This window comes from Cupriavidus pauculus (genome assembly GCF_002858765.1).
Lineage (GTDB): Bacteria > Pseudomonadota > Gammaproteobacteria > Burkholderiales > Burkholderiaceae > Cupriavidus > Cupriavidus pauculus_B.
This window is the reverse complement of sequence record NZ_PJRP01000014.1, coordinates 31,061-55,874: the sequence shown is the minus strand read 5'-3', so window position 1 is coordinate 55,874 and position 24,814 is coordinate 31,061. Positions and strand designations below refer to the sequence as shown.

General features: G+C 60.2%; 17 protein-coding genes and 2 pseudogenes. 15 read left to right on the top strand and 4 right to left on the bottom strand.

Annotation, left to right across the window (positions count from 1 at the left end; translation table 11 throughout):
• The first annotated feature begins 3 nt into the window (after nucleotides 1–3).
• The gene (locus CYJ10_RS24230; RefSeq protein ID WP_257993500.1) at nucleotides 4–1,716 is read left to right on the top strand and encodes an ABC transporter ATP-binding protein; all 1,713 of its coding nucleotides are present in this window, start codon (nucleotides 4–6) and stop codon (nucleotides 1,714–1,716) included.
• A 231-nt stretch (nucleotides 1,717–1,947) separates the two neighbouring features.
• Here CYJ10_RS24230 and CYJ10_RS24225 read toward each other — a convergent pair whose 3' ends face one another.
• Nucleotides 1,948–2,145 carry a YqaE/Pmp3 family membrane protein gene (locus CYJ10_RS24225; protein ID WP_101684000.1) on the bottom strand — a complete coding sequence of 66 codons (198 nt, stop codon included), beginning with the start codon at nucleotides 2,143–2,145 and terminating at the stop codon, nucleotides 1,948–1,950.
• Between the two features lie 203 nt (nucleotides 2,146–2,348).
• Here CYJ10_RS24225 and CYJ10_RS24220 point away from each other — a divergent pair, with 203 nt between their 5' ends.
• Entirely contained in the window at nucleotides 2,349–3,695 is a 1,347-nt protein-coding gene (locus tag CYJ10_RS24220; RefSeq protein WP_101683999.1) for an MFS transporter, read from the top strand.
• A 126-nt stretch (nucleotides 3,696–3,821) separates the two neighbouring features.
• Nucleotides 3,822–4,106: a hypothetical protein gene (locus tag CYJ10_RS24215; protein ID WP_180863045.1), complete on the top strand. Its 285-nt coding sequence runs from the start codon at nucleotides 3,822–3,824 to the stop codon at nucleotides 4,104–4,106.
• A 417-nt stretch (nucleotides 4,107–4,523) separates the two neighbouring features.
• Here CYJ10_RS24215 and CYJ10_RS24210 read toward each other — a convergent pair.
• Nucleotides 4,524–4,893 (bottom strand): annotated as a pseudogene (locus CYJ10_RS24210) (integrase core domain-containing protein); the annotation flags it as partial.
• Nucleotides 4,894–5,154: 261 nt separating this feature from the next.
• On the opposite strand from CYJ10_RS24210, the gene CYJ10_RS24205 reads away from it, so the two are divergent.
• From CYJ10_RS24205 to CYJ10_RS24185, 5 genes are all read left to right on the top strand, one after another.
• Nucleotides 5,155–6,165, top strand: a complete 1,011-nt coding sequence (locus CYJ10_RS24205; protein ID WP_101683997.1) for a DUF4062 domain-containing protein — start codon at nucleotides 5,155–5,157, stop codon at nucleotides 6,163–6,165.
• A gap of 803 nt (nucleotides 6,166–6,968) precedes the next feature.
• Complete coding sequence (locus CYJ10_RS24200) at nucleotides 6,969–7,718, top strand: abortive infection system antitoxin AbiGi family protein (protein WP_101683996.1); 750 nt, start codon at nucleotides 6,969–6,971, stop codon at nucleotides 7,716–7,718.
• Nucleotides 7,719–9,145: 1,427 nt separating this feature from the next.
• Complete coding sequence (locus CYJ10_RS24195; protein WP_101683995.1) at nucleotides 9,146–10,249, top strand: hypothetical protein; 1,104 nt, start codon at nucleotides 9,146–9,148, stop codon at nucleotides 10,247–10,249.
• 23 nt (nucleotides 10,250–10,272) lie between these two features.
• The gene (locus CYJ10_RS24190; RefSeq protein ID WP_101683994.1) at nucleotides 10,273–12,816 is read left to right on the top strand and encodes a hypothetical protein; all 2,544 of its coding nucleotides are present in this window, start codon (nucleotides 10,273–10,275) and stop codon (nucleotides 12,814–12,816) included.
• 466 nt (nucleotides 12,817–13,282) lie between these two features.
• Nucleotides 13,283–13,798, top strand: coding sequence for a hypothetical protein (locus CYJ10_RS24185; protein WP_180863044.1), 516 nt, complete (start codon nucleotides 13,283–13,285; stop codon nucleotides 13,796–13,798).
• Nucleotides 13,799–14,122: 324 nt separating this feature from the next.
• On the opposite strand, the gene CYJ10_RS24180 is transcribed toward CYJ10_RS24185, so the two are convergent.
• On the bottom strand, nucleotides 14,123–14,779 hold the full coding sequence (locus CYJ10_RS24180) for a DUF3800 domain-containing protein (RefSeq protein WP_101683992.1): 657 nt from the start codon (nucleotides 14,777–14,779) through the stop codon (nucleotides 14,123–14,125).
• A gap of 1,208 nt (nucleotides 14,780–15,987) precedes the next feature.
• Between CYJ10_RS24180 and CYJ10_RS24175 the strand changes: the two genes are divergently transcribed.
• Genes CYJ10_RS24175 through CYJ10_RS24165 form a run of 3 tightly spaced genes read left to right on the top strand, consistent with a single transcriptional unit; the run spans nucleotide 15,988 to nucleotide 20,729 of the window.
• Nucleotides 15,988–17,163 carry an efflux RND transporter periplasmic adaptor subunit gene (locus CYJ10_RS24175; protein WP_374703303.1) on the top strand — a complete coding sequence of 392 codons (1,176 nt, stop codon included), beginning with the start codon at nucleotides 15,988–15,990 and terminating at the stop codon, nucleotides 17,161–17,163.
• A 2-nt stretch (nucleotides 17,164–17,165) separates the two neighbouring features.
• A complete protein-coding gene (locus CYJ10_RS24170) occupies nucleotides 17,166–19,163 on the top strand; it encodes an ABC transporter permease (protein ID WP_101683990.1) in 1,998 nt (665 codons plus the stop codon).
• Nucleotides 19,164–19,172: 9 nt separating this feature from the next.
• Nucleotides 19,173–20,729: an efflux transporter outer membrane subunit gene (locus CYJ10_RS24165; RefSeq protein WP_101683989.1), complete on the top strand. Its 1,557-nt coding sequence runs from the start codon at nucleotides 19,173–19,175 to the stop codon at nucleotides 20,727–20,729.
• A gap of 71 nt (nucleotides 20,730–20,800) precedes the next feature.
• Here the strand turns inward: CYJ10_RS24165 and CYJ10_RS24160 are convergent, their stop codons facing one another.
• Nucleotides 20,801–21,010: an H-NS family nucleoid-associated regulatory protein gene (locus tag CYJ10_RS24160; protein WP_374703302.1), complete on the bottom strand. Its 210-nt coding sequence runs from the start codon at nucleotides 21,008–21,010 to the stop codon at nucleotides 20,801–20,803.
• Between the two features lie 1,225 nt (nucleotides 21,011–22,235).
• Between CYJ10_RS24160 and CYJ10_RS24155 the strand changes: the two genes are divergently transcribed.
• The 4 genes and pseudogenes from CYJ10_RS24155 to CYJ10_RS24140 all read left to right on the top strand — a co-directional run bounded on the left by CYJ10_RS24155 (nucleotide 22,236) and on the right by CYJ10_RS24140 (nucleotide 24,599).
• Nucleotides 22,236–22,547, top strand: coding sequence for a DUF736 domain-containing protein (locus tag CYJ10_RS24155; RefSeq protein ID WP_101683987.1), 312 nt, complete (start codon nucleotides 22,236–22,238; stop codon nucleotides 22,545–22,547).
• Nucleotides 22,548–23,116: 569 nt separating this feature from the next.
• A pseudogene (locus CYJ10_RS24150) lies at nucleotides 23,117–23,407 on the top strand (helix-turn-helix transcriptional regulator); the annotation flags it as partial.
• 89 nt (nucleotides 23,408–23,496) lie between these two features.
• Nucleotides 23,497–24,033, top strand: coding sequence for a DUF2840 domain-containing protein (locus tag CYJ10_RS24145; protein ID WP_101683986.1), 537 nt, complete (start codon nucleotides 23,497–23,499; stop codon nucleotides 24,031–24,033).
• A complete protein-coding gene (locus CYJ10_RS24140; protein ID WP_257993499.1) occupies nucleotides 24,027–24,599 on the top strand; it encodes a S26 family signal peptidase in 573 nt (190 codons plus the stop codon). The genes CYJ10_RS24145 and CYJ10_RS24140 overlap by 7 nt, the downstream gene beginning before the upstream one ends.
• The last annotated feature ends 215 nt before the right edge of the window (nucleotides 24,600–24,814 follow it).

Below are 24,814 nucleotides of genomic sequence, written 5' to 3'. Positions count from 1 at the left end.
CGAATGCGCGGCAAAACACCGGTGCTGAGCACATCTGCCGCTGCCGTTACAGCCAGTGACTGGCGTATGGTTGCAGCGCCGTTGCGAGGCATTCTGCAGCTGTTCTGGCACGGGTCGCGTACGACCCTGGCTATGGTCGGCGTCGCTGTGGTGGGTGCGGCAACCGCGTCGGTTGCCGCACCCTACATCTTTTCCCGCCTGGTGGATGGCCTGTCGGATGGTCTGTCGGTTGGGCATTGGGTGGAAACGCTGCCCGTTGCGATCTTGCTCTATGCGCTATTGCTGGGATTGGCGCTTGCGCTGCAGAAGGCGTCGGCCTACCTGGCGGCCATGGTCGGAAACCACCTGTCCTATATCGCGTCGACTAGCTTCTTCGACCGTCTGGTGAAGAAGACGCCCCGGTTCTTTGTCGATCACAACCCGGCGGAAATTCAGTCAGCGCAGATGCAGGGAGGCTATGCACTGGAAGCCTGTGCGCAGTTTGCACTCACGATCATTGTTCCGGGTGCCGTCCAGCTCGCGTTGACGCTGGCTGTGCTGGGCGCGGTGATCGATCTGCGCGTCACGATCGTCGTGCTGGTGTACGGCATTGTCTTTGTCGCACTGACGTTCCTGTCAAGCCGTTGGTCGAAATCGGATCTGGAACGTGCGGCCACGGCGGGTCAGCAGAATGCGCAGCTGGTCGGCAATGCCGTGTCGTCGATGGAGACGCTGCGTTACTTCCGGAGCACCGGCTGGATGGGTGACCGCTTCCAGGCCAGCGCACGGGAGATCCTGATGAACTGGCAGCGCTACTGCCTGAAGCGCATTGCCTATGCCGGTGGGCACGGCGTGGCCCTGGCTGCGCAGTTTTGCATTGCAATTGCCATCTTCATCCCGCGCTATCGCGCGGGATTGGTATCGGTTGGCGATGTGGTGCTGTTCAATGCCTTGCTGCTCCAGCTTAACCAGCCTTTTGAGATGATGGGGCTCGCCATCGAGAACCTGGTTCGGTCCTATGCGCAGTTCAAGCCGTTCGCGAGGATCTGGGCGGCAGCCGAGGAGCGCGATGGCGGAGCGGCACGTGGAGACGTTCCAGTCACTGCCGGAGCGCTGGCGTTTCGAGACGTCGCGTTTTCCTACGAGGACGGGCGAGGGATTGCCGGGGTGAGCTTTGTGGCCATGCGCGGGGCCATCACCTTTATCGTGGGCGAGACGGGGTCCGGCAAGTCCACGATCCTGCGGCTTGCGCTCAGGGCTTTGGAGCCGTCGGCTGGAGAGATTCGCGTCGACGGCACGGATCTGAGCAGCATCTATCGCCAAGACTGGTATGGCGCAATTGGCGTGGTGCCCCAGGAGGTGATGCTGCTCAATGACACGCTGGCGGCCAACATCACCTTGGGTCGGTCGCTCGATGAGAATCGATTGGGCGAGGCTGCCGCGAAGGCGGCAATCCTCGAGCGCATCAAAGCGTTGCCCGACGGGTTCGCTACCGTAGTTGGGGAGCGCGGCCTGAAGTTGTCCGGCGGTGAGCGTCAGCGCATCGCTATTGCGCGGGCGCTATACGGGAAACCGGAGTTCCTGTTCCTGGATGAAGCGAGTTCGGCGCTCGACGACACAACGGAGGCAGGGATCATGGACCATATTCGCCGGATTGCCGGGGAGGTCACGGTTGTCGCGATCACGCACCGCAAGGCAGTGATTCGCGACACCGATCATCTTGTGCAGCTTGGTTAGTCCGCCGGTTGGCGCCGGGTGGAGCCGCTCGGCGCAGGCGCACGACGGGACAGCATGGGACGATAAGAGGGCACCTCAGGAAAAGGTGCCCTCTCAGTTTTGATAGCTGGCGACGCTCTGGTGCTACACGTATTCTGGAGCTCTGAGCGCGCGGCTCAACTGCCTCACACTTCAACGCTTTTCAGGCGGCGATGGCGCGATTGAATGCCTTGCCAGCGCGGCGTATCCGAATTAGCGACCGCGGTTATTGAGCGCTGCCTGGATCTTCTGGTCAGTCTTGTACTGGCTCAGCGCGTAGACGGACCAGATCGCTGCGGGAATCCAGCCGATGACCGTGAGCTGCAGGATTAAGCAAATGATGCCCGCGAACGGCCGGCCAATTGTGAAGAACTGGAGCCAGGGAAGAACGAGGGCGATAAGCAGACGCATAGATTCGTTTGACGCTAAAGACGGGCCTTTCAGGATACAGGAGTCGGCGGCGCTTCGACAACGTGCGTGAGGTGGGGGCATCCGGCTCGCTTGTTCTGTCTTCGTGATCATACGAGTACTGCTTCCATCAAGCAGGCCTGATGACGTCGCGAGGACGTCATCAGTTCGGCAACCTCAACCGGTAAACTCATCTGGAGACATTGATGAATCAGCACATGGCTGACGAGATCCTGCGGGATACGCGTGTCAATGCGTTTCACCTCATGGTCATGTTCTGGTGTTCTGTTCTGATGCTGTGTGACGGCTATGATCTCGTAATCTACGGGGCCGTGCTGCCATATCTCATGACCGACTGGGGGCTGTCACCGGTCACGGCCGGCTTGATCGGGAGTAGTGCGCTACTCGGGATGATGGTCGGCGCACTCAGTCTGGGAAGTGCGTCCGACCGGTACGGGCGCAAACCCGTCATCCTGGTTTGCCTTGTCGTCTTCAGTCTTGCCGCCTTCGCCAACGGATTCGCAGAAAATGCCACACAATTTGCTCTCTGTCGGTTCCTGACCGGTGTGGGGCTGGGCGGCATGGTGCCAAATATCGTGGCGCTCATGGCGGAGATGGCACCACCCGCCGCCCGCAACCGCATGGTCACCCTCGTGCTGAGCTGCTATGCCATCGGTGGCGTGGTTGCGGCTCTGATTGGGAAGTCGCTGACACCCGAATATGGCTGGCGGATCAGTTTCTTCATTGCGGGGCTGTCACTGCTTAGCCTCCCGTTGCTTTACCGCTGGCTCCCGGAGTCGCTGGCGTTCCTCCTGGCGCGCGGCCGCATTGACGAGGCAGAGCCGCTGTTGCGTCGATATGCGCCACAGTTCCGTGGAGGCGCGGGTGTTCTCGCGGCATCTGCCGAAGGATCACGAGGCGACGCCGTGGCGGCGAACGCCGCCGAACTCTTCCGACGAGGTCGCGCGGCCACGACGTTGTGGCTCTGGACAGCGTTCGGCATGTGCATGCTGATGGTCTACGGCCTCAACACCTGGCTGCCCAAGTTCATGGCGGCCAGCGGCTATCCGCTGGGATCGGCGATATCGTTCCTCGTGACGCTCAACGTGGGTGCGGTGCTCGGCTGCCTGTGCAGCGGATGGCTCGCGGACCGGTATGGCGGCAGGCCTACGCTGATGCTGTTCTTTTCCATCGCAGCCATTTCCATTGGCCTGCTCGGCTTCAATCCTTCGCCTGGCGTGCTGACGTTGTTGTTAATGTGTGCGGGTGCCACGACAATTGGGACGCTGTGCATGGTGTACGCCTACGCCGCGCACCTATATCCTTCGCGGATCCGCTCGACCGGTGTCGGATGGGCCGCCTCCGCGGGGCGAATCGGGGCGGTCGCCGGGCCGGCACTCGGCGGCTGGCTGCTCAGCCAGCATTTCGAAGCAGCGTCCAATTTCCTGGTGTTTGCGATCCCGGGCGTCCTGGCGGTCTTCGCTGTTACGCGTTTGCCAGGCAGTGAAAGAGACGTGGGCGCGGTAAGGTCGGTGGCGAAATCGGCGGAGTAGTCTCGTGCAGGCCGTCCAGTGTCGCAAGAGCGCTGCACACCATTGTGTTCTTGCACCTTTTTTCCTGGCGCGGGAGCGATCTTTCGCCTCTGGGGGGCACGGGCGGACCGTGAACGTGCCGATATCTTGTTCCTCACCAACAAGTCTGGTGTTCCAATGCGCGCTATCAAGGCAGTGCTCTTTCATCTGCTGATGACTTTTCGCGGCTTGTTCCTGACTGCGTGCCAGCTGCTGTCCGGCCTATTCCTTCTGTTCTTTATCGTGACGCTATTTCTTGGAAGCTCGTTCGATGTCTGGACTCAGATGTCTGTCCTCGCCGTCGCGGTGGGGTTCGGTGCCTTGGGTTGGTACTACGATGTACTGCTTCTCAAGCTGAAACCCGACAACGTTGATCTGACGCTGTTCCAGTAGTGTTCCAGGGTCGTCCGAAGGTAGCTCGCCGGAGAGCCACCGGCATGCGCGGAAGGCCAGTGCGGGGAAGCCCAGCCTGTCGTGGGTGCTACCGGCATTTTTCGAATATGCGGCTATGTCGATATGGCCGCGTGTTGTGAGGCAATACTCGATCTCCCAACCGTAAAGTAGCGCTTATGATGCTGCGTTCGTTCCCAGGGAGCGCTGCCAACGACTTGGGGGGGGCTATTGCTGTCCGGCTGCCGATTCGGCTGTCGGAAATCGATGTTGAGCGATGTTTCGCTCTGACCGACAGCCACGTCGCGGCGCTCAATGAGCGCGTTCGGGCACGATCGGCGCGCCGCGTGGCGCCAGTCCAACGGGCGTTCCTACGCGCAAACAGGTGTAGCCTCAACGCCAAATCAGTACGCCACCGCGCTAGTTGAGAAGCGTCAAGACGTTATTTCTCGAAGCCGGAAGTCGGGACATAGGTGCGAGGCCACCGATGCGGCTATGTGGTCAATGCCTGTTGTAGTGATGTTGCCAGCTGGTTAGCGTTTGAACTTGCGCCTGGGAATTCTGATAGGTCCAGGCATAGGCCCACTCGCTCAAGGCTGATTGGACGAGGCGTTCGGCCTTGCCACTGGTCTGCGACCTGTAGGCGCAGGTAAACTTGCCGAATGCCCAGTGCTTGGAAGGCCTGCGCGAACTCGCGCGAGCGGAAGGCAGAGCCGTTGTCGGTCAGCAAGCGGCACACGGTGATCCCCAGGCCGGCGTAGTAGGCCACGGCGTCGGGCAGGATGCGCATATCCCTTGCCGCCAAGGAGCGCAACTGGAGTTCCGGCTGGCCTATGCGCAGCCTTGGCTGGGGACGCTAGAACTCTCGAATCAATGATGCGCCAACCAAACAGCGCGCAGGGACTCGATGCCCTCAAGCAACGGCACAGGTACACTCGCGACCAAACGTACCGAAACAGGTGCTGAAAGATAAGGGTTTATCGCCGGTTTCCGAGTGGGCAGCATCAGTCCAACAAGCTTTCGCGAAGAATAACTAACAAAGAGGGTAAGTGTGGAAATAAAACATCAGGTCTTCGTTTCATCGACTTTCAAGGATCTTATCGAAGAGAGAAAGGCAGTAATTCACGCTCTTCTAGAACTGGATTGTATTCCGGCCGGCATGGAGCTATTTCCTGCGACTGACGAAGATGCTTGGAGTCTAATAAAAGAAGTAATCGAGGGCTGTGACTATTACGTTCTAATAATTGCCGGGAAATACGGATCGGTCGGCCCCGGCGGATCCGGATATACAGAGATGGAATTCGACTATGCCGTCAGCATCGGAAAGCCAGTCATCTGTTTTCTTCATTCCGATCTTACTTCCCTAAAAGCATCCAATGTTGAAAAAACAGAAGAGCTTCAGCAAAAGCTCGAAAATTTTCGATCTAAAGCGCAAGCAAAGCACTGCAAATTCTGGAGCACAGCGGAGGATCTAGGAGGGAAAGTTTCTCGGAGCCTGGTGCAGCTTAGAAAGCAGCATCCATCTCCCGGATGGGTTCCGGGGAGATATGCGATCACCGAGAGTACGCTTCGAGAATTGCAGGACTTGCGGGCGAAAGTAGCGCAATTCGAGCTCGGCGCCGTTCTCGATGCAAACAGTCCACCATCGGGTAGCGAGACACTTGAGCAAGGTGACGATACCATCGCAGTTAGCACGGAATTGAAAGCGGATAAGGAAGGTAGCAAGAAAAGACTAAATCTGGCACCGAGTTGGGATCGTATTTTTTCTTATTGTGGGCCATCTATGGCGGCGGAATGTTCAGATACGGAGTTGATGTCCAAGGTAAAGCTTGCGTTTTGGCATGAAGTGCCGACAGAATATACTAAATTCAATTCGTTGACTGATATTATTGTTCCATACGTTATCCAAGACCAGATTAGGGTTCAGTTGCAGGCGCTTGGGCTCATTGCTCCTGGAGCAAAAAAACGGGCTGTTTCCGATGCAAACGTCTACTGGAGGCTAACAAACTTCGGGCAGAAGCATTTAATTAACATCCGAGCTCGACGCCGAAAGACTGAGTAAATACGTATATTCGTGATGCGTTCTCATTCTTCTCACTCATATGCGTGGTGCCATACATTATTCAAATATCCATGATAATGATCTAGGTTATTTTTATTGCTGACATGGTGGGAGGACTCATATACTGACACCTTATCTCAGGCATGCGTTCTAGCTCGCTGTTGAAATACCTTTCCGGCACCCCAGATTGAGGCCTCGCGAGGGGAGCATCCCCCTCGGTCATGCCGAGAAAACTGATAGTGGGTCCTTCTATTGGGCAGTCAGTATTGGGTCGAGGTTCGAAAAACAGTACTTCAGCAGCCGGCTAGAGGGCTCCGGACGTAGGAAGGGTCCTCTCGGCCGCGCTGTCAGGCCAGCTGTCCTGGTGGAGAGGCAGGTCGCTGTCGGCTCCGTGACGTGGGCTTGAAGCCAGGGCGTCGCTGGCGCAAAGCGTATTGGTAACGTGAAACGCGATCACGGGCACTGGTTGGCCCGACGGAGGTTGCCCACGACCCTCGGACATCCGGCGGTCTCAGCAATGATGACCGGTATCCCCAAGTTCGGTCGCTTGGCAACGATGTTTGAGCTTTGCCAGAAATACTTGACCTGGACCGATGCATCACGGCTGACGCTGCCCCTTAGGGACCCAATTGTCATTAGGTCGATTGCTGGTGCGAGTCACCGTGGTCTGGCACGCAGCGGGCGCTCAGCTTCTCAGGTGCGTAAGTGTCAGAGACATTGATTAATGTATGCCGCATCTGGTCATCCAGCTAGTCTCCATAATATACTAATATAATCAGAAAAGTATCAAAAAAACCAAAATCATGGCAAGACCAAAATCGCAAACGTTATTTCACTTCACTCCAAAGTTAGATTATCTTAAGAGCATTCTCAAGGACGGATTTCATCCTAGATACTGCCTTGAAGATATGAGTTGGTCCGGGAAAAATCTTTCGAATGCATTTCCGATGGTTTGCTTCTGCGACATACCGCTCGGGCGTGTGGATCTACACGTTCAACAGTATGGAAACTACGGTATTGGAATGTCAAGATCGTGGGCAGTTCGGAATAGATTAAATCCAGTGATCTATTTAAGCGAAACCAGCATGCTGGGAGATTCGTTCCAGAGCCTAAATTCGGAAACGCTTGGGGTCAACAACGAAACGATGAGTGAAACAAGGCGTCAATTTCTGAAGATTGCCAGAAACATTAAGCCACTGACTGGCAGCATGAGGGTTAAGGGTGTAATCACCAACAACATTGATTTTTACCAGGAATCTGAGTGGCGATATCTACCAGATCATGAAAAGATTAGTTTTTTTATGTCGGCCGCAAAATGGAATAAGGCTGGTTCTGTTGAGGAGGCAAATAATATAACATTCGAATACTGTCTGCTCGGATTTAATGCGGACGATATACGATATCTGTTTGTTGAAAGAGATGGTGATATCCCAGATCTTATTGATTTTATGCAATCTAGTGGATCTGGTTTAGGTAAGCGTTTTTCAGGCGATGACATGAAAATTTTGCAAACGCGAATCGTCTCGCTGGAGAGCTTGGCGCAGGATCTTTAGCCCGTGCTCATCACGCGCTTAAGTGCGCAGAGTACATCTTGACGCTTGAGATTTTTGCTAACCGTCCGCTATCCGGTTGCGGCCCGGGATGGTTGCTACCGACCGCTCACGGCGTGAGCCATGCTAAGGCGGCGCTTCTCCAGCGAGTACAAGCCCACTCGGTAACCGCTCCAGACCGAGCGGGGTCCCAGTCAACTGGGCAAGCGGACGTTCAACGATCTCCGTCAACGCACGGAACGGCAATTTAATGGTGGCGCAAGCCTTCATCGATGGCGCGGCATGATGCTGCGATTGTTTAATAGCTTGGTGGACAATTGGCCTTGGGCGCACAGCCAGCTGTTACTGATGTTCAAGTCGAGTGTGGACGAGATGAGTCTGCTGTCAGGCAGCGATGATTAACTGCCACGAAACTATGGATGATAGGGACGGCCGGGCGCCTTCAAAGGGTGGTCGGTTGCTATTGTTCCCCTAAACGGTTCTGATCAAACACGCGCCCAGCCAATACTGCATCGGAGCGAAGCGATCAAACTTGCCTGCCAAGGGAGAGAAGCGGGAGAAGCGCGGCGGTTCATTGCAGCCGACGCGAAGCGGACTGTGGCCTCTCAACTCTCACTGCTACCAAATCCTATGGAATCGATTTCTGGCAAGTGCCAGGCATGCTGTTTATTTATTCCAAAGTCACACGGTTCCTTTGGATTTCGGGGAAGGTACGAAAAAGGAGGCGCACGAACTTTTCGTTGCTAGCCGCTACACCTTTGAACCGATCGGCCAATTCTCATAATGCATGCCTTTTTGCAAGCTTCTTACGATCTCCGCAATGCGCTGTCTCAACGGTAGCGGTGCAGCTTCAACGGCTGTCCCCATTGATCCCGTTCAAATAATGCGGAGCGCCACCGCACTCTATGTTGCGCCAATGGATCGCAAGAATAAATACACCTCATGCCGCGCCTTTGCGATCTAAAAGGTTAAGTTCCAATAATCAATGTCCCACGTAGCAATTGCACAGGCCGGGCATCCTCGCTGTCGAATGCTTTGTTTGTGTGCACCCGCAGGTCGCCGGATAAAAGTTCACCTGGACTCATCACCATCGCGGGGTCACTGAGTCGCCTGTGTTCACAGCTGTTCCTGATCGTGGCGGCGGCTGATCGGACCTGCGCTCCTCCTGCCAATCTGCTCATCCACCGGAGATCGGGCTTAACGATTCCTTCCTTTACGCAAGGCTACTCCCAGCGTGGGGTGTGGAGAGCGTCGCTTCAAACCGATATCTCAGGCTTCGGTAGCCAGGTCAATTGATGTCCTGGGCAAAGACTAATCCGTACTTGCGGGTCATTAGAAAAATGAAATCCCTATCCATGGGCACGGTTCCGTGTGTCCTCGCCATCTGTCTGAGTGCTCTGATTGCAGGGTGCGGAGACTATGGTCCTGACATGAAGGCTGCGCTTGCGCAGCGCCTTTCCGGGCAATGGCAGGTAAAGGCGCTCCGGATTCAGGACTGGGAAGTCGTAAGCAGGGAGCCGCGGCAATGGCGGTACCACGTCACCGCCACGGTCCTTCCCACGGAGGACCTGTACAAAAAGATCGGGACGCTAAACGACACCGCAGTTCTGGCGCCTGCCGCCAAAGCAGGCGAAGTCAGGCAGCTGTCCGGCACCGCGCAGGCGAGATTCGATGGACAGGACTGGGACAGCCAGTTCTCCTTCGACGGCACTTCGGCGGCCTTCGAGGCGACGCCCAAAAGCGCGCATGGTGGTCGCACCGTCATCGTCAGCGATCCGAAATTTCCGGCTTTCCTTGCCTCGGCGGAGGCGGAGCTCCAGAAGCGGGAAGCCACTCTGGGCGACGATGACGCACAGCTCTCCCGGAAGATCGGGGAGTGGAATGCGTCAAACCAGGTGTTCAATGAGAACGTTCAGCAGGCGAAGACCGGGCTTGATGCCGAACAGCGGCAGCTGCAGCAGGACCAGCAGAACATCAGGTCAACCGTCAGCAGGGAGGTGCAGGCGGCAAACCTTGCGATTCAGCAGGAGATGCGCGAGCGGACAGATGGGCTCCGGAAGGATCTGGATGCGCGCACTGCGGCGCTGTCCCAGGCCTATCGCGGACGAGTGCAGGCCCTGCAGTCGCAATACCGGGATTTACCGAACCAGCGCCTGACGCGCGACGAATACAGCGAGAAGTACCGGCAGCTGCGGGACCAGGATTCCGCGATGCAGAAACAGTACCGCGAGCAGTTGGACCGGGCACGTGACGACTACGCGAACCGCATCAAGGCGCTGCAGCAGGAATCGGATGCGCGGCGCGCGAAGCTGCAGGACGACATCACGGCCAGTGTCACGGCAAACGTGGAGCGGTCGGGTGCGGCGTTGCAGGAGAAGCGGCAACAGCAGCAGGGCGATCTGGATGCCTCGCAAAGCCAGCTGGTGGGTCAGCGCAGCGAGCTGGAGCGTCGCTATGCGGTCATGCAGGCCCAGAAAACGGAGCTCACCCGGCAGCGTCAGTTGCTTGAACAGCTGAAGAATCAAACGCACTGATCGGGGCTCTTTCGGAACGTACCATGCTACAACTCATCATTGGTTTCTTCCTCCTGTGTGCCGCCCTGGCGCTGCTGGGCAAGATCGTGCCGCTGGCGCTCAAAATTGCCGCGGGGCTGGCCGGCATCGCGCTTGCCGTGGTTGTCGGCGTGCCGGTCGCCATCGGCATGGGCATTGAGCTCTGTGCCCGTCGGGCCAACTGCGGGGCGCTGGCTGGCCGGATTCTGGCTGGCGCCGCAGGCCTGGTCGCGGCAGGGGTCGCCATCAGTGGCTACGGCTGGGTGGCGGGACTGGGTATCGACAGCGTCAAGTTTCTGATCCCGGCCCTTCTCCCTGTCTTCGTCATGGTTTTGCACGAACGCCGGCTTGGCGCTGAACGCGAGGGACTCGAGATCAGCCTGCCCGCGGAGAAGACCGACCACACTTACCAGTTGTTGTTCAGCGCCATTGCCATCTGGCTGTTCCCGGTCGTCGTGCAGGCCGCCTTTCCGGCGCTGGTGACCCTGATTTTCTCGCGATCGGCTACCGTCTGGTGGTTTGACCTTGCCTATTGCATCGCCGGGTGTCTGGCGATGGGATTGGCGATGGTGTTCGAAAAGGGTTACGTCGACGTCATCCGTGGCATCAAGACGGCGGTTGCGGCCAACAGGAAGGCGCTCGACCTGACCGCCACCATCCGAGCGCTTCACAAGGAATCTTCCCAAGTTGACGCCGGCGATGTGGAGGCCATCGTGCTCGGCGTGGCCAACGCCGCCAAAAATGCCGGTCAGGTCGAACTGTTCGAGCTGTGTGGTGATATCTGGTTGTTTGACAAGGCGTGCCATGACACTTCGCTTGCGCAATACCGGGGAGCACTGGAGCAGGAGCTGCGTCACGACAGCGAGAGCGCAAAACAGCGTCTCGGGGGCTACCTGCCGGTACCCCAGGCACAGGCAGTGGACTATTTCGAGCGGTATCTCGACTTTGTCGAGGAGTGCGACTTTGATGATGGTCCCTATATGGTCACGCACCTGCGCAAAGAGGAACTGAACTGCTGCAATTCGTGCGGACTGGTGCGTAGCAGCGAGGGCGTGAGGAATGACGAGTGGTACTGTTCGCCGATCTGTGAGGAGACCGAGAAAGTCTGCACGACCATTCAGGACAAGCCGCTGAGCGCGTTTCTGGCAGACGCATCGTCGACCGGTTTTCTGGTCATCGAGATGGGCGGGGCGTGGTCACAGAACCACAAGATGGTTGCTGACGGCGGTCAGGGCCACGGTTTTGCTGCAGAGAATGCGAACAACATGCACGACCGCCTGACCGGGAAATCCGCCAGGGTGATCGGGGGCGACAACGCCAAGAACGGCGCGGATCGCCTGGTGAACGGCCAGGAGATTCAGACGAAGTACTGCAAGACCGGGGCGCGCAGCGTCGGTGCCGCTTTCGACAATAAGGGAGACGGTGGTTACCGCTACTTTGACGCCAAGGGCAAGCCGATGCCCATTGAAGTCCCGCGCGATCAGTACGATCAAGCCGTGAAGACCATGGAGCGCAAGATTGAAGACGGCAAGGTCCCGGGTGTCACGGACCCCGCGCAGGCGAAAAATCTGGTCCTCAAAGGCCACCTGACGTATGACCAGGCGAAGAACATCACGCGATTTGGTACCTTCGATTCCATCCGGTACGACATGCAGGAAGGCGCCATCGTCAGCCTGAGCGCAGGCGGCATCAGCTTCGCCGTGACGGCAACGATCTCGTACCTGAATACCAACGACAGAAAGCAGGCGCTGCAGGCGGCGTGTATTCAGGGCGGCAAGACCTTCGGCAAGACGCTGGTCGTGTATGTCGGAACGCAGCAACTGCATCGTCTCGCGACCGTACAGGCGGCTGTTAAGTACATCGAAGTCGGCAAGATGTCCAAGCCCATGGCCGAAGCCCTGCAGAGGAGCATGGGCGTAAGCAGCCGCAATCAGCTGAACCATGCGCTTCGTGGCACGGTTGTCGCGTCGCTGGTGATCGTGGCGGTCTCGTCGGGCCCCGATCTGCTCAAGATGGTACGCGGCCGGATGTCGGGCGCGCAGTTCACCAAGAACCTCGCCGTGACAGCCAGCAGCACGGCGGGCGGTGCGGCGGGCGCGATTGCCGGAGGCGCCATTGGTGCATCGTTCGGCCCCGTCGGCATCTGGGTCGGCAAGCTTGCGGGTGGGTTCATTGGTGGTGCGATCGCAGGCACCGTCACCAACGCGATCGCCAAGAGCATGATGAAGGAAGATGGCGAGCGGATGCTGGAGATCGTACAGCGGCAGGTTGAATACCTTGCGGTGCTGTTTATGCTGACCGAGCGCGAGGTGGAAAGCCTGAGTGCCAATCTGAACAATGTCATCACCGCGAAGTCGCTGGAAGCCATGTATGGGAGTAGCTCGCATAAGGCGTTTGCCAACCTGCTGGTCAAGCCGATCGTGGCCGGGATCGTCAAGCAACGGCCGGTCTTGAGGTATGACGTGAATGACGTGGTCGAATCGTTCGATGGAAAGCCCCTCATTGCGGAGGCGGCAAACGATGAGCGCGCCGGGAAGGCGGCTGCATAGTGCTCCGGAAGCCCTGTTCGACCGGTAATCAGTCTAAAGGGCACTGTGCCGCCATCGGCCAACCGCTAGTGCGCCTCACGCACCCACGTGCGTGCCCAGCCAAAACGGGGGGTGTGAGTTCCTGGATGCAATCAGTCTTTTCGCATAAAGCTTCAGATTTCGATTGCGTATGCCGTAAAGAATTGTCTGGCAGGAGTATTTCGCCTTCCCAGGCTCCCCCTAAACCATAGTCAAGCATGGCTCTGCCCATTACACCAAGCCGGCTTTGCAGATTTTCAGGCGTTGCGCTGTTCTTTGCACTTGTTTGTTGGATTCTGTATCAGCTCTTCTTGCAGAGCGGTTTCATGGTACTAGGCTACGGTGCTGCAGCGGTCCTCGTTATCGCATTCCCTGTCGAGGTGGTTCGCAATATCAAGCAACTCGGCAAGGCAAGGCAAGTTATCGGGTCAAGAAACGGGCAAAGCTGGTGGCAGAGGCAAGCACCGTTGTGGGATGGCTGATACTTGCATCCTCTCTGGTCCTGACGGCGATCGACGTGGAATGGAGTTGGGGAGCGGAGGTAGCGGACACCATGCGTCCGCATCTGCAAACGATCCGCAACCGTGCAGATTGCACAGTGCACATTGACGCTGCCACGTGTCAGGAAATTCGGACGCTACTATCCGAGCTTTCCACCCAGCGCTATCAGCCAAACCCGGAGAACGCAAGGCGAATGCTGCGGGAACTAAGAAAGTATGCGCTTTCACTCGATATGAGTAGTGAAGATCTCGCTGTGGTACGCGCGACCCGCTCAGAAATCGGCGCCGCCCTGGACGCGCTTAACGCTGTGCTTCCCCCGGAACCCTTCTGGATAAAGCACTTTCAATGGCTCGGCTTAATGGCCGCGATGGCGGCATTTCTGCTGTCGGGGTCGCGCAGAATTGCCTTGGCATACATCGAATGGCGCGATGCCGTTGCGCAACCGTCGCAAGGCAATACATAAGATCTTCGGGTATCCAGCACGTCCTCAGAACGGTCCAACGGGTGCCATCAGCGAGATCGTAATGTGTTAGATCGACTGGAAGCTGCCGAACTCCGATAAGCACTCTCTCCAAGATGGGATAGATGTGAAGAGCGCGGAAGCGGCGTGGACAATGTGTGTTTCTGACCGAGGTCGCCAAATGCCCGCCCGGAATCTGCAATCGCGCCGGACCTTACGCGGCCAGCGCATGGCGATTCGGGAGTGGCCGCTGAGGACATGTTGCAATAGCTGACGCGCGTGCTCCTTTCACCGCCTCCGCCAGTCGTCCGATAGGGTTGCGCCGGTTCAACGCGGAAAGAAGAGCGTCTTCTGCCGGATTGCTAACCCGGCCGACCGATATGCAACACTGTTGCCGAACTCATGATGGGCCCAGACAATTCCGGCCAGAACATCCGTAAATTGGAGAGCAAGACAATCCTTGCTTTCCCACGGTGTCGTCTGCAGCGTGGTCATCGCACCGTGGACAGCCAACTCGGTACGTAGATAGTCGTGCAGTGAGTGTTTGAGTTCGGTCTTAAGTGAGCGTGCGTCCGGGATGAAGCAAACGGCATCGTGTTGGGCCATTAATTCGAGCAGCAACAGTTTGGCCATGTAATTATACAAACCATTCGGATGGGCTCGGAAAGCTTGGCCGACGTTCGCCTTGCACACTGTGATAGCCATGAACTGGACGTCGGGACGGGCGCGAAGAATCCGCGGAAGGTTCTCGGCGAAACCTATGCGCTCCCCGGCTGACATCTCGACCGACTTGAGCTCTTTTTGAAGCGGCCGCTTGCGTCGCGTGTAGAGTCCGCGGATCGGGCGATTCAGCACTGCCTCGTTGCCCTCAGGAATGACCGCGGCAGCGAGCGTAAAATGTCGGCTCGAGCCGCCACGCTGGTAGGGGGCGTCAAGTTGCCACCCTAGACATCCGCTTTCGTCTAAGTAAATGGTAATGGCCATATGAAAATAGCCTCCCGTGGGGAGGCTATTGGAAGAATGCGGTACCCGGTCCTGACGTACTCAAAGTACGCTTACGATCACGACGCGTTTTGTCGCAGGAGGCTCCGGGCCGAGCGGGTCGTTTAAACCGCAACGCCGCTACGGGTTCATTATGAAGGCGGTTAGCGCAGATATCAACGGATTGTTTAGCAAATCCGGATGCAGAAGCGTCTATATGTGCCTCATGATTAACATAAAAATGTGACGAATGCAAACCCTATCGTCCCTTGGGAAAGATCGCCGGGACTAAGGGCAAGCGTCACCGGCAGGCAAACGTCTGTGGATTACGACGAATGTCGCCGCCAAACCTTTGAATTTGGGATCGCCATCGCTGCGGTGGATAGTAAGCTCCATCCACTGGGTCGAGTACGGTGCAATTGAATGACGTGATCGCATTCCTTGCAACTATCCAAATAGACGGGGACCTTGCGCACTGCAATGTTCCAATGTCGCGTCGAATCAGCAGGGAATGAGTTCTTGCCGGGCGAAACAACCGACCTCGTGCGTGACGAAGACGATGAGCGTGCCTTTGCCCATGCCTCTCTGCGCATCGGTCTGCGCGCGAATACCCCATAAGAGCGCCCAGGGCAGCTGGCTGATTTGACGCCGGCCAATCCCGTCGCACAAGACTGAATGCCTTCAGACGCTGGGCATGCCAGTCTGCGTGCCCGGTGATGGGACGGCGCGTTTCTTTGTGCCGCGCTTCGACGATCGTGGAGCCGCGCTTGGCGGCCGTAGACCCCGTGATGTCGTTCCCTCTGCCACCCTGCCGGAAGCGTCATTGTCAGCGGGTTGTTCATAAGCCTGCGGGAGCATGCGGCGGTGATCGCAATGTGGAGTGGGCAGTGTGCAGCCATCGGATGCCTTTTCGCCCTGGTTGGAACCTGCACGATGCAGACCTGATATGGCCATCCGCTCCCGGCATATTGCCTCTCGCAGGGAGCGCGTTTGCGTTGCCGGGGCGGCGCGTCGGTTGCGGTCACCTGTCAGTTTTGACGGTTGCCGGAGTGTCCGCACAGGCGCTCTAATCGCATGCTGGGCGTTCCGGCAGCGCGTGTGCCGGGTGATATGCGACCGGTGAGGGCAGCGGGACGCGGGTTTTGTTGTCGGCGTCGCGGCGTTCTTTTTGCGTGCGTCCACGCGTCAAACCATGCACCGGTCTTATGAAAATCCTCTCGTTTCGCCGCCGACATCTGGTCATGGGCCTCGCGGTCTGCGTCCTGCTGCTGGCGGTCGTGCTGTCCCTCTTTCTTTCGCCGAAGCCTTTGCCCTACACCACGGCCCGCGTCGAGCGCAGGGACCTCGAGCTGGCGGTACTGGCCGTGGGCGCCCTGCAGCCGGTGCAACAGGTCAAGGTGGGTGCCCGGGTGGATGGTCAGGTCAAGGCATTGAAGGTCAGGCTGGGCGACAAGGTGCGTAAGGGGCAGTTGCTCGCGGAAATCGACGCGGTGGCTTCGCGCAATGAGCTGGGCCAGAAAATCGCCAACGAGAAGGATTTGGTTGCGCAAAGGAAAGGAATTGTCGCCAATCTTGCGAAGGACGAGCTGGCGCTGCGCCGGCGCGAGGCACTGCTGGCCATCGATGCCGCCTCGCGTCAGGACTTCGAGGCGGCCAGAGCGCTCGTCGACGGCGAGCGGGCAAGGCTCGTCTCGCTCGAGGCGAAGATCGAAGGGGCGGCCGCCGAGGTGGAGATTGCGCGAGCCAGGCTGGGGTACACGCAGATCGTCGCGCCAACGGACGGCGAAGTGGTCGCCATTGTCACGCCTGAGGGGCAGACCGTCATTGCCAGCCAGCAGGCGCCGGAGATCCTGAGGCTGGCCGACATGGACGAGATGACGGTGAGGGCGCAGGTGTCTGAGGCCGACGTGGGCCGTGTGCGCCCGGGGCAGACTGCGTACTTCACGATTCTGGGCGATCCCGACACACGCCACTACGGGAAGATCCGGGCCATCGAACCCGTGCCGCAAGGTTTCCTCGAGGCGCCGGGACCGGCCGGGGGCACGATGGGCAGCCAGGGCAGTAAGCCCGGCACCGCCGTCTTCTACAACGTGCTGTTTGACGTGCCGAACGTCGACCGGCGGCTGCAGATTGCGATGACCGCACAGGTGAGCATCCTCATCGCGACGGCTCGTCAGGTCTTGAGCATACCGGTGGCGGCGCTGGGTAAGCGGATCGCGCGCGGCCGTCATCAGGTGCGCGTGCTGGGGCGCGACGACCGCGTCGCCGAGCGGGAAGTCCGTACTGGCCTGAACAACCGCGTGAATGTGGAAGTGTGCGATGGCCTGGCAGAAGGCGAGCGTGTGGTGACAGGGTTGATCGCGCCAACCACAACCATCGCGAGCTGAACATGCATGTGCCTCTGCTGCAGTTGACGAATGTGACACGACGATTCTCGGGCGCGGATCGGGATATCGTGGTCCTCGAGAGCATCAGCCTGACGGTCGACGCGGGGGAGTTCGTTGCCATTGTCGGGCCATCGGGCTCCGGCAAGTCGACGCTGATGCATATCCTCGGATGTCTGGACCACCCGAGTTCGGGCGAGTACCGCGTCGACGGGCGCGCCATGCGCGGGCTGCACGACGATGAACTGGCTTATCTCCGTCGGCGCCGCTTCGGGTTCATCTTTCAGCGCTATCAGCTCCTGACATACCTCGATGCCTGCGACAACGTCGGGATGCCGGCGACGTATGCCGGGGCAGACACTGGTGCGCGGGGCGCGCGGGCGCTCGCGTTGCTCGGCCGGCTGGGACTGGCCGACCGGGCCAGACACAGACCGAATCAGTTGTCAGGAGGCCAGCAGCAGCGCGTGGGCATTGCGCGCGCCCTGATGAATGGCGCGGACATTATCCTGGCGGACGAGCCCACGGGCGCACTGGACTGCGCAAGTGGCCAGCAGGTCATGGGCATTCTGCGGGACCTCAATGCAGAGGGTCGCACCGTCATCGTCATTACGCACGACGCTGCGGTGGCGGCGCACGCGGGACGCGTGATCGAGCTGCGGGACGGCAAGATTGTGGCCGACACCAGGCGGCCGGCTGCTGGTCAGGCCGGAGTATCGGGTGCGCACGCGGGGTGCCCTTCCTCACACAGTGTGTCGCCGCCCCGACCCGGTGCCGGATCCGTGCGCAGCGATGGCCCGCGGGGACGCCCTGGCAGCTTGATCGACACGGCACGCATGGCGTGGCAATCCATCGTGTCGCGTAGGTTGCGCACGATGCTTGCGACCTCGGGCATTGCGATCGGCATTGCATCGGCCGTTTCGATCGCCTGGATCGGCGAAGCTGGCAAGCGCGAAGCGCTGGCAGCCTTCGGCAGCATCGGTACAAACGTCATCTACGTGCTTCCGGGCAAGGATTGGGGTGACTCACTGGGGAAGGAAATCCGGACGCTCCTGCCGGAAGATGCCGCAGCGCTCGCGCAGGAACCCTTCGTCGATCACGCAACGCCGGTGACGTCTGCCAGCGTCAGCATGCGTCACCGCGCGGTCGATGCTGCGGGGCAGGCGCAGGGCGTGAACGCCGGTTACGCCGCAATGTACCGCGTGCAACTCACTGAAGGCACGTGGTTCGGTGCTGCCGCGGAGCAACGTCGTGCGCCGGTTGCGGTCATCGACGAGATGACGCGCAGAAAGCTGTTTGCGACGGAATCATCGGCGGTCGGGCGGATCATCCTGGTCGACAACGTGCCGTGCGTCGTGGTTGGCGTGGCGGCGGTGAACCCGGGCATGAACATCAGCCGAAGGCAACTGAATGTGTGGTTGCCGCATACCACCTTCGCTGACCGGCTCGTGGGCCGGTCGCATGTGGAAGAAATTGCTGTACGGGGCAACGACCGTTTTCCCGCCGCGCAGGTCGAGCAGGGCGTGGAGAAACGCCTCACGCAGCGGCATCGCTCGAAGGATTTCTTCACGATCAACATCGATGAAATGGCGAGAACCAGTCAAGCGATGGATGCGCGGATCACGCGCATGTTGCTGACAGTGTCGGCGATTGCGCTGATTGTGGGCGGCATCGGCGTGATGAACATCATGCTCGTTTCCGTGGCGGAGCGTACCCCGGAGATCGGCATCAGGATGGCAGTCGGCGCGCGACAACGGGACATACGCATGCAGTTCCTCTGCGAGGCGGTGATGGTGTGCCTGATGGGCGCAGTGCTCGGCATTGGGCTCGCGTTCCTGACGGGCTGGATCCTGCCGTGGCTGGATGGGCAGACAAAGATGGTCTTTATCTTCGGGCCTGTTGTCGTCGCAACACTGTGCGCGATGGTGGTCGGCATCGCGTTCGGGTTCCTGCCCGCCCGCAATGCCGCCCGGCTCAACCCTGTGGAGGCGCTTGCGCGCGAGTGAGGTGATGCCATGAAAGCGGCCTATTCCAGGCGCCTTGCCGGACGGCGCGATGCGGGTGTTTCCGTCGTCGCCGTGCGCCTGTTAACGGATCTGACTGCCGGTCTTAGCGTGTTGCTGGCCGGCTGCCTGCCAGCAACACCCTATCTGCGGCCGGCCGTCGGGGTCCCGACGCAATGGCAGGCTTACGGACAGGGAGAAGGGCAGGGGGAAGGGCACGCGTCTGAGGGGCAAACGACTGAGGGGCAAGCGACTGAGCCGTCCGTGGCCAATAGTCCGCTTTCCGACGCACAGCAGCCGTCCACAGGATGTGAGGAGGAGGCCGGCGAATGGTGGCGCGTCTTCGGCGATGCGGATCTGACGCGTCTGGTGGGTGAGGTGCTGGCAGTGAACAGCCAGCTCGCCCGGTCTGCCATCCGCATCCATCAGGCCCGGCTTCAGGCGGCGGGCACAGCCAGTAACGCATTCCCAACCGTTTCCACCGATATCAACGCCGGGGCGAGACGCGTCGCACGGATGCCCGTCTATGAGGCCAGCTATTCGCTCGCATTGAGCTACGAGCTGGACATATGGGGCAAGCTGGCGGCCGAGCGCGGCGCCGCGCGCTGGCATGCGCTCGGCACCGAGGCGGCGCGTGACGGGATCAGGATGACGCTGGTGGGCGATACGGCGAAGCATTACTGGCAGATTGGCTATCTGAATCAGGAACTGGTGCGCAACGAAGCGGATCTGGCGCATGCGCGACGCACGCTCGCCATCGTGCAGGGCCAGCATGAGGCCGGCGCCGCGCATGGTCTCGATGTCCTGGGCGCCGAGCAGAACGTGGCTGCAGTAGAGGTGCGCCGACTGGAGTTGCTGGCAGAACGCACCCAACATCGCAATGACCTGGCGATTCTGCTCGACCGCCCGCCCAAGGCATGGCCACAGGAACCGCGGCATCTGCCGGATGGGGCGTTGCCTGCCGTGCCGGATGTGCTGCCGGCCGACTTGCTCGGGCGCAGGCCCGATCTGCGCGAGGCCGAAGCGGCATTGCGGGAGTCGCTGGCGGGAGTCGACAAGGCCCGTGCCCAGCTTTATCCCAGTATTTCGCTGACAGCCAATGCGGGACGCGCGAGTTCGACTCTGATCGGTCTGTTGTCCAACCCGATCCCCGGGATCGGACTTGGCATTGTGATGCCGTTGCTCGATTGGGGAAAGCAGCAGACGGAGGTCGGTGCGTCCCGCGATGAATACGAGATTCGCGTCGCACAGTTCCGGGAGAAATGGTACACAGCGCTGGCCGAGGTGAACTCGGCGTTGTCGGAACGTTGGAAGCTGCTAGAGCTCGACGCGCTGCACGCAGGGTCGCTTGACCGGGCGCTGCGCGCGGAAGCACTGGCGCGCGCGCGGTTCGAGGCGGGGCTGTCCGATGTGCGGCCTTGGCTGGAAGAGCAAGAGAAAGTGCGCGGGCTTCGCGGTGTACTCGCAAAGAATCAGCTCGGCCAGCTGAATGGTCTCGTGACGCTATACAAGGCGTTGGGGGGCGGGGCACAGGTGAGCCCGGTCCCGCAGGGGGAGCACGCGTCCTGACACCGTAGGGCGAGTATCCCGCCACCGCTTCGCACAGGCAGCCTGATGGGCTGCAGCGGTGCCGTATGGCCTCAATCCGCCCTGAAATGGTCCCTGGACTGCCCCGCATTGATGGCGCGGCGGAGCCACTCGGGGAGTTCGCCTCTGCCATTCCACGTATGGCCTGCTGCGTCCCGGTACCGGGGAGTCGCCGGCTGTCGCCCGGACGCACAGGAAGGTCCCTGTTCTATGAGGCAGCCAGCGGATTGCAGCGCTTCAAGCGTGATGCCATGCCTGACCATCGTGGACTTCACCCACAGGACTGCTTCGGCACGCTCGCGGAGCCAACGGCCGTCCGCGGCCGAGCCGTCCTCGGGTACCGGAGAATTGTTGAATGTTCGCATTACGGAATCAGGCAAGGAATCACTCGGGATGGCACACCGGTGGTGCCCCGGAGTGGAGACGTTGCTTAGCGCGTTACCTCCACGGGACGAGTGTCGCCTTCGAAGCCGCGGTCTGAGGAGGGTCGTTCTTGCGATGGACGTTGCGACCCTTGTCCGCGGGAGATGGGCTGTGGAACACTTCTGTGGACGGCAGCGTCCACATCGGTCCTGCATGTGATGACGCGGGATCGGGCCGCGGATGCGGGAGCACGGCCACGATACTGTGGGCCAGCACCGATCGAAGACGCCGGGCAGGGTTTCAGTGAAGGAGATCCGGCTTTACGTGCGCCCGGCCTCCGGTTCCAGGTTTAGGTGCGCGCTAGTTTGCGTCCCAGGCACAGTCACTAAGGGCCTGCAGAAGTTGTCCTTGATGACAGGTTCACCGCATTTCAACAGCACACTTGTTTTGCTGTCCTACGCGTCGTATCGCGGCAATGTAAGCCGTCAATATTGCTAGGGGTCTCACTTCACCTCCCCGGCGGGGCATGATGCCTGTGGCTACGTTTAGCCAATCTTCAGCATTTTTCTTTGCTCACGGGAGCTGCCGGACTGCGTTCAACGTAGCCAGAATGCCCTACGCTCCAATTGGCTGCGCTGAGTTGTCCACTTGCCGCGGGTGCGCGACGATGACGACTCGTGAACTTGCTGAGGGCTGGCGTCATCGCGGTCCCTTCGCCGCCGTGCATGGACGCCATGGCGCCGGTCCTAAGCGATAAAAAGCCACCCTCTGCGAAGTCTGGCTGCCCGGCAAAGCCACTTCATTTTCTCGGCCTATCGAGCTAGGGTGCGGCATGCCCGCGGTTGCCGTCACTCCTTTCGGTGGCGGTCGACCCATGCGTCCTCTGGCAGTTGTGCATCCTGGCCGGGGCATGGCTGTGCCGCGGTCTTCAAGGCTGCAACCGTCCGGCGCCAACAATTTCCCCTCTTCCTGGCGGCCGATTCCTCGCGCAGCAAATTCTCGGCGCCTCCCGGTCCTGCACTGCGTTCGGCCGTCAGTGCGGTGCAGCCAGCCCGTCCCCGGCCCGCAGGATCACAACAAGGACGCGATGGGCGCGACCTTGGGTAACCCGAAAGGAGCAACATCATGGCTAACATCGGCACCTTCACCGCACAGAAGAACGGCTTCAGTGGTTCGATCCGGACTCTGACGCTAGACATCAAGGTCAAACTTATCCCTAACGGCAAGGCGAGTGACAATGCGCCCGACTTCCGCGTCGAAGCCGACGGCGGACTCGATATCGGCGGCGCGTGGAAGCGGGTGAGCCAGTCCGAACGGCCGTATCTGTCGGTAACGGTTGACGACCCTGCACTGCCGGCGGCGATCTACGCGCGGCTCATCGAGGATGAGAGCGGCTCGTACAGCCTGATCTGGTCACGCACCAGGCCAGCCGCCTGACCGAGCAGCATGCCCCGCCGCTCGGCGGGGCATGAGCTGACGGGCGCCATGTGGCTGCGAGGCTTTCTCGGCGAGAAGGTCATTTCGCTACAAAACGTACATCCGCGGAGCCCATCGCATGAAGCAGGTAGACACCGCATAGTCTGGTGACATCCTTGCCCGCAGAGGCGCATCCCTGAGATTGGTCTGTCCCGCCAACGAGCCCCGGGGCGACTGGCAGTCCTTCACCGGAGTGTTCTGATGCCTGCGGCGCCGCTGCTTACGAGAACGCCGCAACTTCCCCGATTCCGTTCCAGCAGGTGGCCCCGATCCTAGGGGCCGCTTTCCATTCCCGCATCCAGTTCGCAAGAAGTGCGTATGAAGCGCATACGAAGCGCGTAAGCGACGATCGCCTGATCGGTTGCTTGCTATGCGCCCGGCTTCGCCTAGCGCAGATGTTGCGCACTGACAAGGGTCGTTCTTGCCTGGAGCGTGAACGACCCTGTGCGCGTTGCTCGCCTTTCCTGACACTACCTCCATCCGGCTGCACGACGGCAGGCGGCCAACCTTGTCTGATGGAGGATGCTTACATGCGACCAGCTACCTTGAGGCCCGATGCACTCAGCAGCGCCACCGGCTTCGCCCGCCAGGCGCAGCCGCCGCGCTATCTGACGAACGATGAGGCGGCCGACTACCTCCGGCTGTCGCCACGTACCCTCGAGAAGCAACGCGTACTGGGTGGCGGCCCGAGGTTCCGCAAGTTCGGGCGGCGCGTGATGTACGCGATGGCGGATCTGGATGCATGGGCTGATCAGCGCAGCTACGGCGCCACGTCCGACCCGGAGTACGCCGAATGCCATGCGCAAAGCCGCTATGCCAGACCCAGGGACCTGGGCGCCCGCTGGAATCCCCCCGCCTGGCCACGCACGCCATCCCCCGGGAGTCCGGACGCACCACAGGAGGCACCGTGATGCATGCACGACGCCTGACGAACGGAGAGGGAGCGTTGCCATCGGCGTCGGTTGCCGAGTCGCCGGATCCGCCCGGCAGCTCGCTCACGCGGGTCTCGCTGGCCTGTATCGAGGGACGACTGGATTTGTACCTGCGCTTTGGGGCGCCAGTGCAAATCCTCCGGCTGGATGACTGGCGTCGGGTGGCGATGTTCGCGCAAGACGCCATCTTCGCGCGGGTCAGCTGGCAGGCCGGCCAGCTTTGCGGGTCACGCTGGCAGTTGATGGTGATGAAGAGCTGCCGGCAGGGCGACGCCATGCAACGGATGTCAGGTGTGCGGCCCGGTGCGCAGCTACTCTTGCATGCCGAAGGCGAAAAAAGCGTGCGTGCCGTGCTCCTGGCCATCGATGCGATCGAAGCCCAGGGCATAAGGCCTGCAGACGTGTCGCCTGTCTACTGGTGCACCTTGGGCAACCGTCTAGGAGCGCGCCTGCCACTCCCAGCCTATACGGCTGCAAGGCATGCCGCGTGGCTAGCTGGAGAAGGTAAATGCTGAACGATGATGACAAGCCGCCAATGCAGCCGCCGGCGAGACGCCGAAGACTTGCACAGTTTGCCTTGCTTGGTATGTCTCTTTGTGCGATCGGCGCAGTCGCATGGGCGTCGCTGAGGCTCGGCGTGCCGCGCTGGGTGTACAACCCCTCCGACAGCGTGGCGTCCGGCTGGTATCGGGTCGATTCGAGCGAAAAGGCTGTCCGCAAGGCAAGTCCTGGCAGCCTGGTTCTGGCATGGCCACCGGCCGATGCGGCTGCACTGGCTGCCGGACGTGGTTACCTGCCGGCAGGCGTCCCGCTCCTTAAGCGCGTGGGTGCTGTCGGACCCCACTTTGTGTGCGTCATCGCCGCTCTCGTCTTTATCGACGGCAGGCCGGTCGCTTCCCTGTTGGGGGCCGATCGCCATGCGCGGGCGCTGCCGTCGTGGCGGGATTGCCGTTGTCTGCGGCCTGACGAGGTATACCTGCTGAACGTGTCCAGCCCGTCGTCGTTCGACAGCCGGTATTTCGGCCCCGTACCCATTTCTGCGTTGATTGGCGTTGCCCATCCGATGCGTTCCGGTCGCTAAGCTGATTTCCCACGCACGGCCTCCTAAGTACGGCTACCTACGCACGGCTTCCTGCGTCCGTTGGGCTTCGACGCCCACGCGCACGGTGCATCCGCGGCATCGATTGACCAGGCCGAACGCTGGCGGGCGTACCCATTTCTGCGAGCCCGGCGCACGTTGGTTTCGGCGTGGCCGACGGCTTTCTCCCGGCGGCAGAAGTCGGGTCGGGGCGAAGG

What these genes read in the sequence shown, in the direction of transcription:
- CYJ10_RS24230 (WP_257993500.1), top strand. Translation starts at nt 4, where the DNA reads ATGCGCGGCAAAACACCGGTGCTGAGCACATCTGCCGCTGCCGTTACA.
- CYJ10_RS24225 (WP_101684000.1), bottom strand. Translation starts at nt 2,145, where the DNA reads ATGCGTCTGCTTATCGCCCTCGTTCTTCCCTGGCTCCAGTTCTTCACA.
- CYJ10_RS24220 (WP_101683999.1), top strand. Translation starts at nt 2,349, where the DNA reads ATGAATCAGCACATGGCTGACGAGATCCTGCGGGATACGCGTGTCAAT.
- CYJ10_RS24200 (WP_101683996.1), top strand. Translation starts at nt 6,969, where the DNA reads ATGGCAAGACCAAAATCGCAAACGTTATTTCACTTCACTCCAAAGTTA.
- CYJ10_RS24195 (WP_101683995.1), top strand. Translation starts at nt 9,146, where the DNA reads ATGAAGGCTGCGCTTGCGCAGCGCCTTTCCGGGCAATGGCAGGTAAAG.
- CYJ10_RS24190 (WP_101683994.1), top strand. Translation starts at nt 10,273, where the DNA reads ATGCTACAACTCATCATTGGTTTCTTCCTCCTGTGTGCCGCCCTGGCG.
- CYJ10_RS24180 (WP_101683992.1), bottom strand. Translation starts at nt 14,779, where the DNA reads ATGGCCATTACCATTTACTTAGACGAAAGCGGATGTCTAGGGTGGCAA.
- CYJ10_RS24170 (WP_101683990.1), top strand. Translation starts at nt 17,166, where the DNA reads ATGCATGTGCCTCTGCTGCAGTTGACGAATGTGACACGACGATTCTCG.
- CYJ10_RS24165 (WP_101683989.1), top strand. Translation starts at nt 19,173, where the DNA reads ATGAAAGCGGCCTATTCCAGGCGCCTTGCCGGACGGCGCGATGCGGGT.
- CYJ10_RS24160 (WP_374703302.1), bottom strand. Translation starts at nt 21,010, where the DNA reads ATGGTCAGGCATGGCATCACGCTTGAAGCGCTGCAATCCGCTGGCTGC.
- CYJ10_RS24155 (WP_101683987.1), top strand. Translation starts at nt 22,236, where the DNA reads ATGGCTAACATCGGCACCTTCACCGCACAGAAGAACGGCTTCAGTGGT.
- CYJ10_RS24145 (WP_101683986.1), top strand. Translation starts at nt 23,497, where the DNA reads ATGCATGCACGACGCCTGACGAACGGAGAGGGAGCGTTGCCATCGGCG.
- CYJ10_RS24140 (WP_257993499.1), top strand. Translation starts at nt 24,027, where the DNA reads ATGCTGAACGATGATGACAAGCCGCCAATGCAGCCGCCGGCGAGACGC.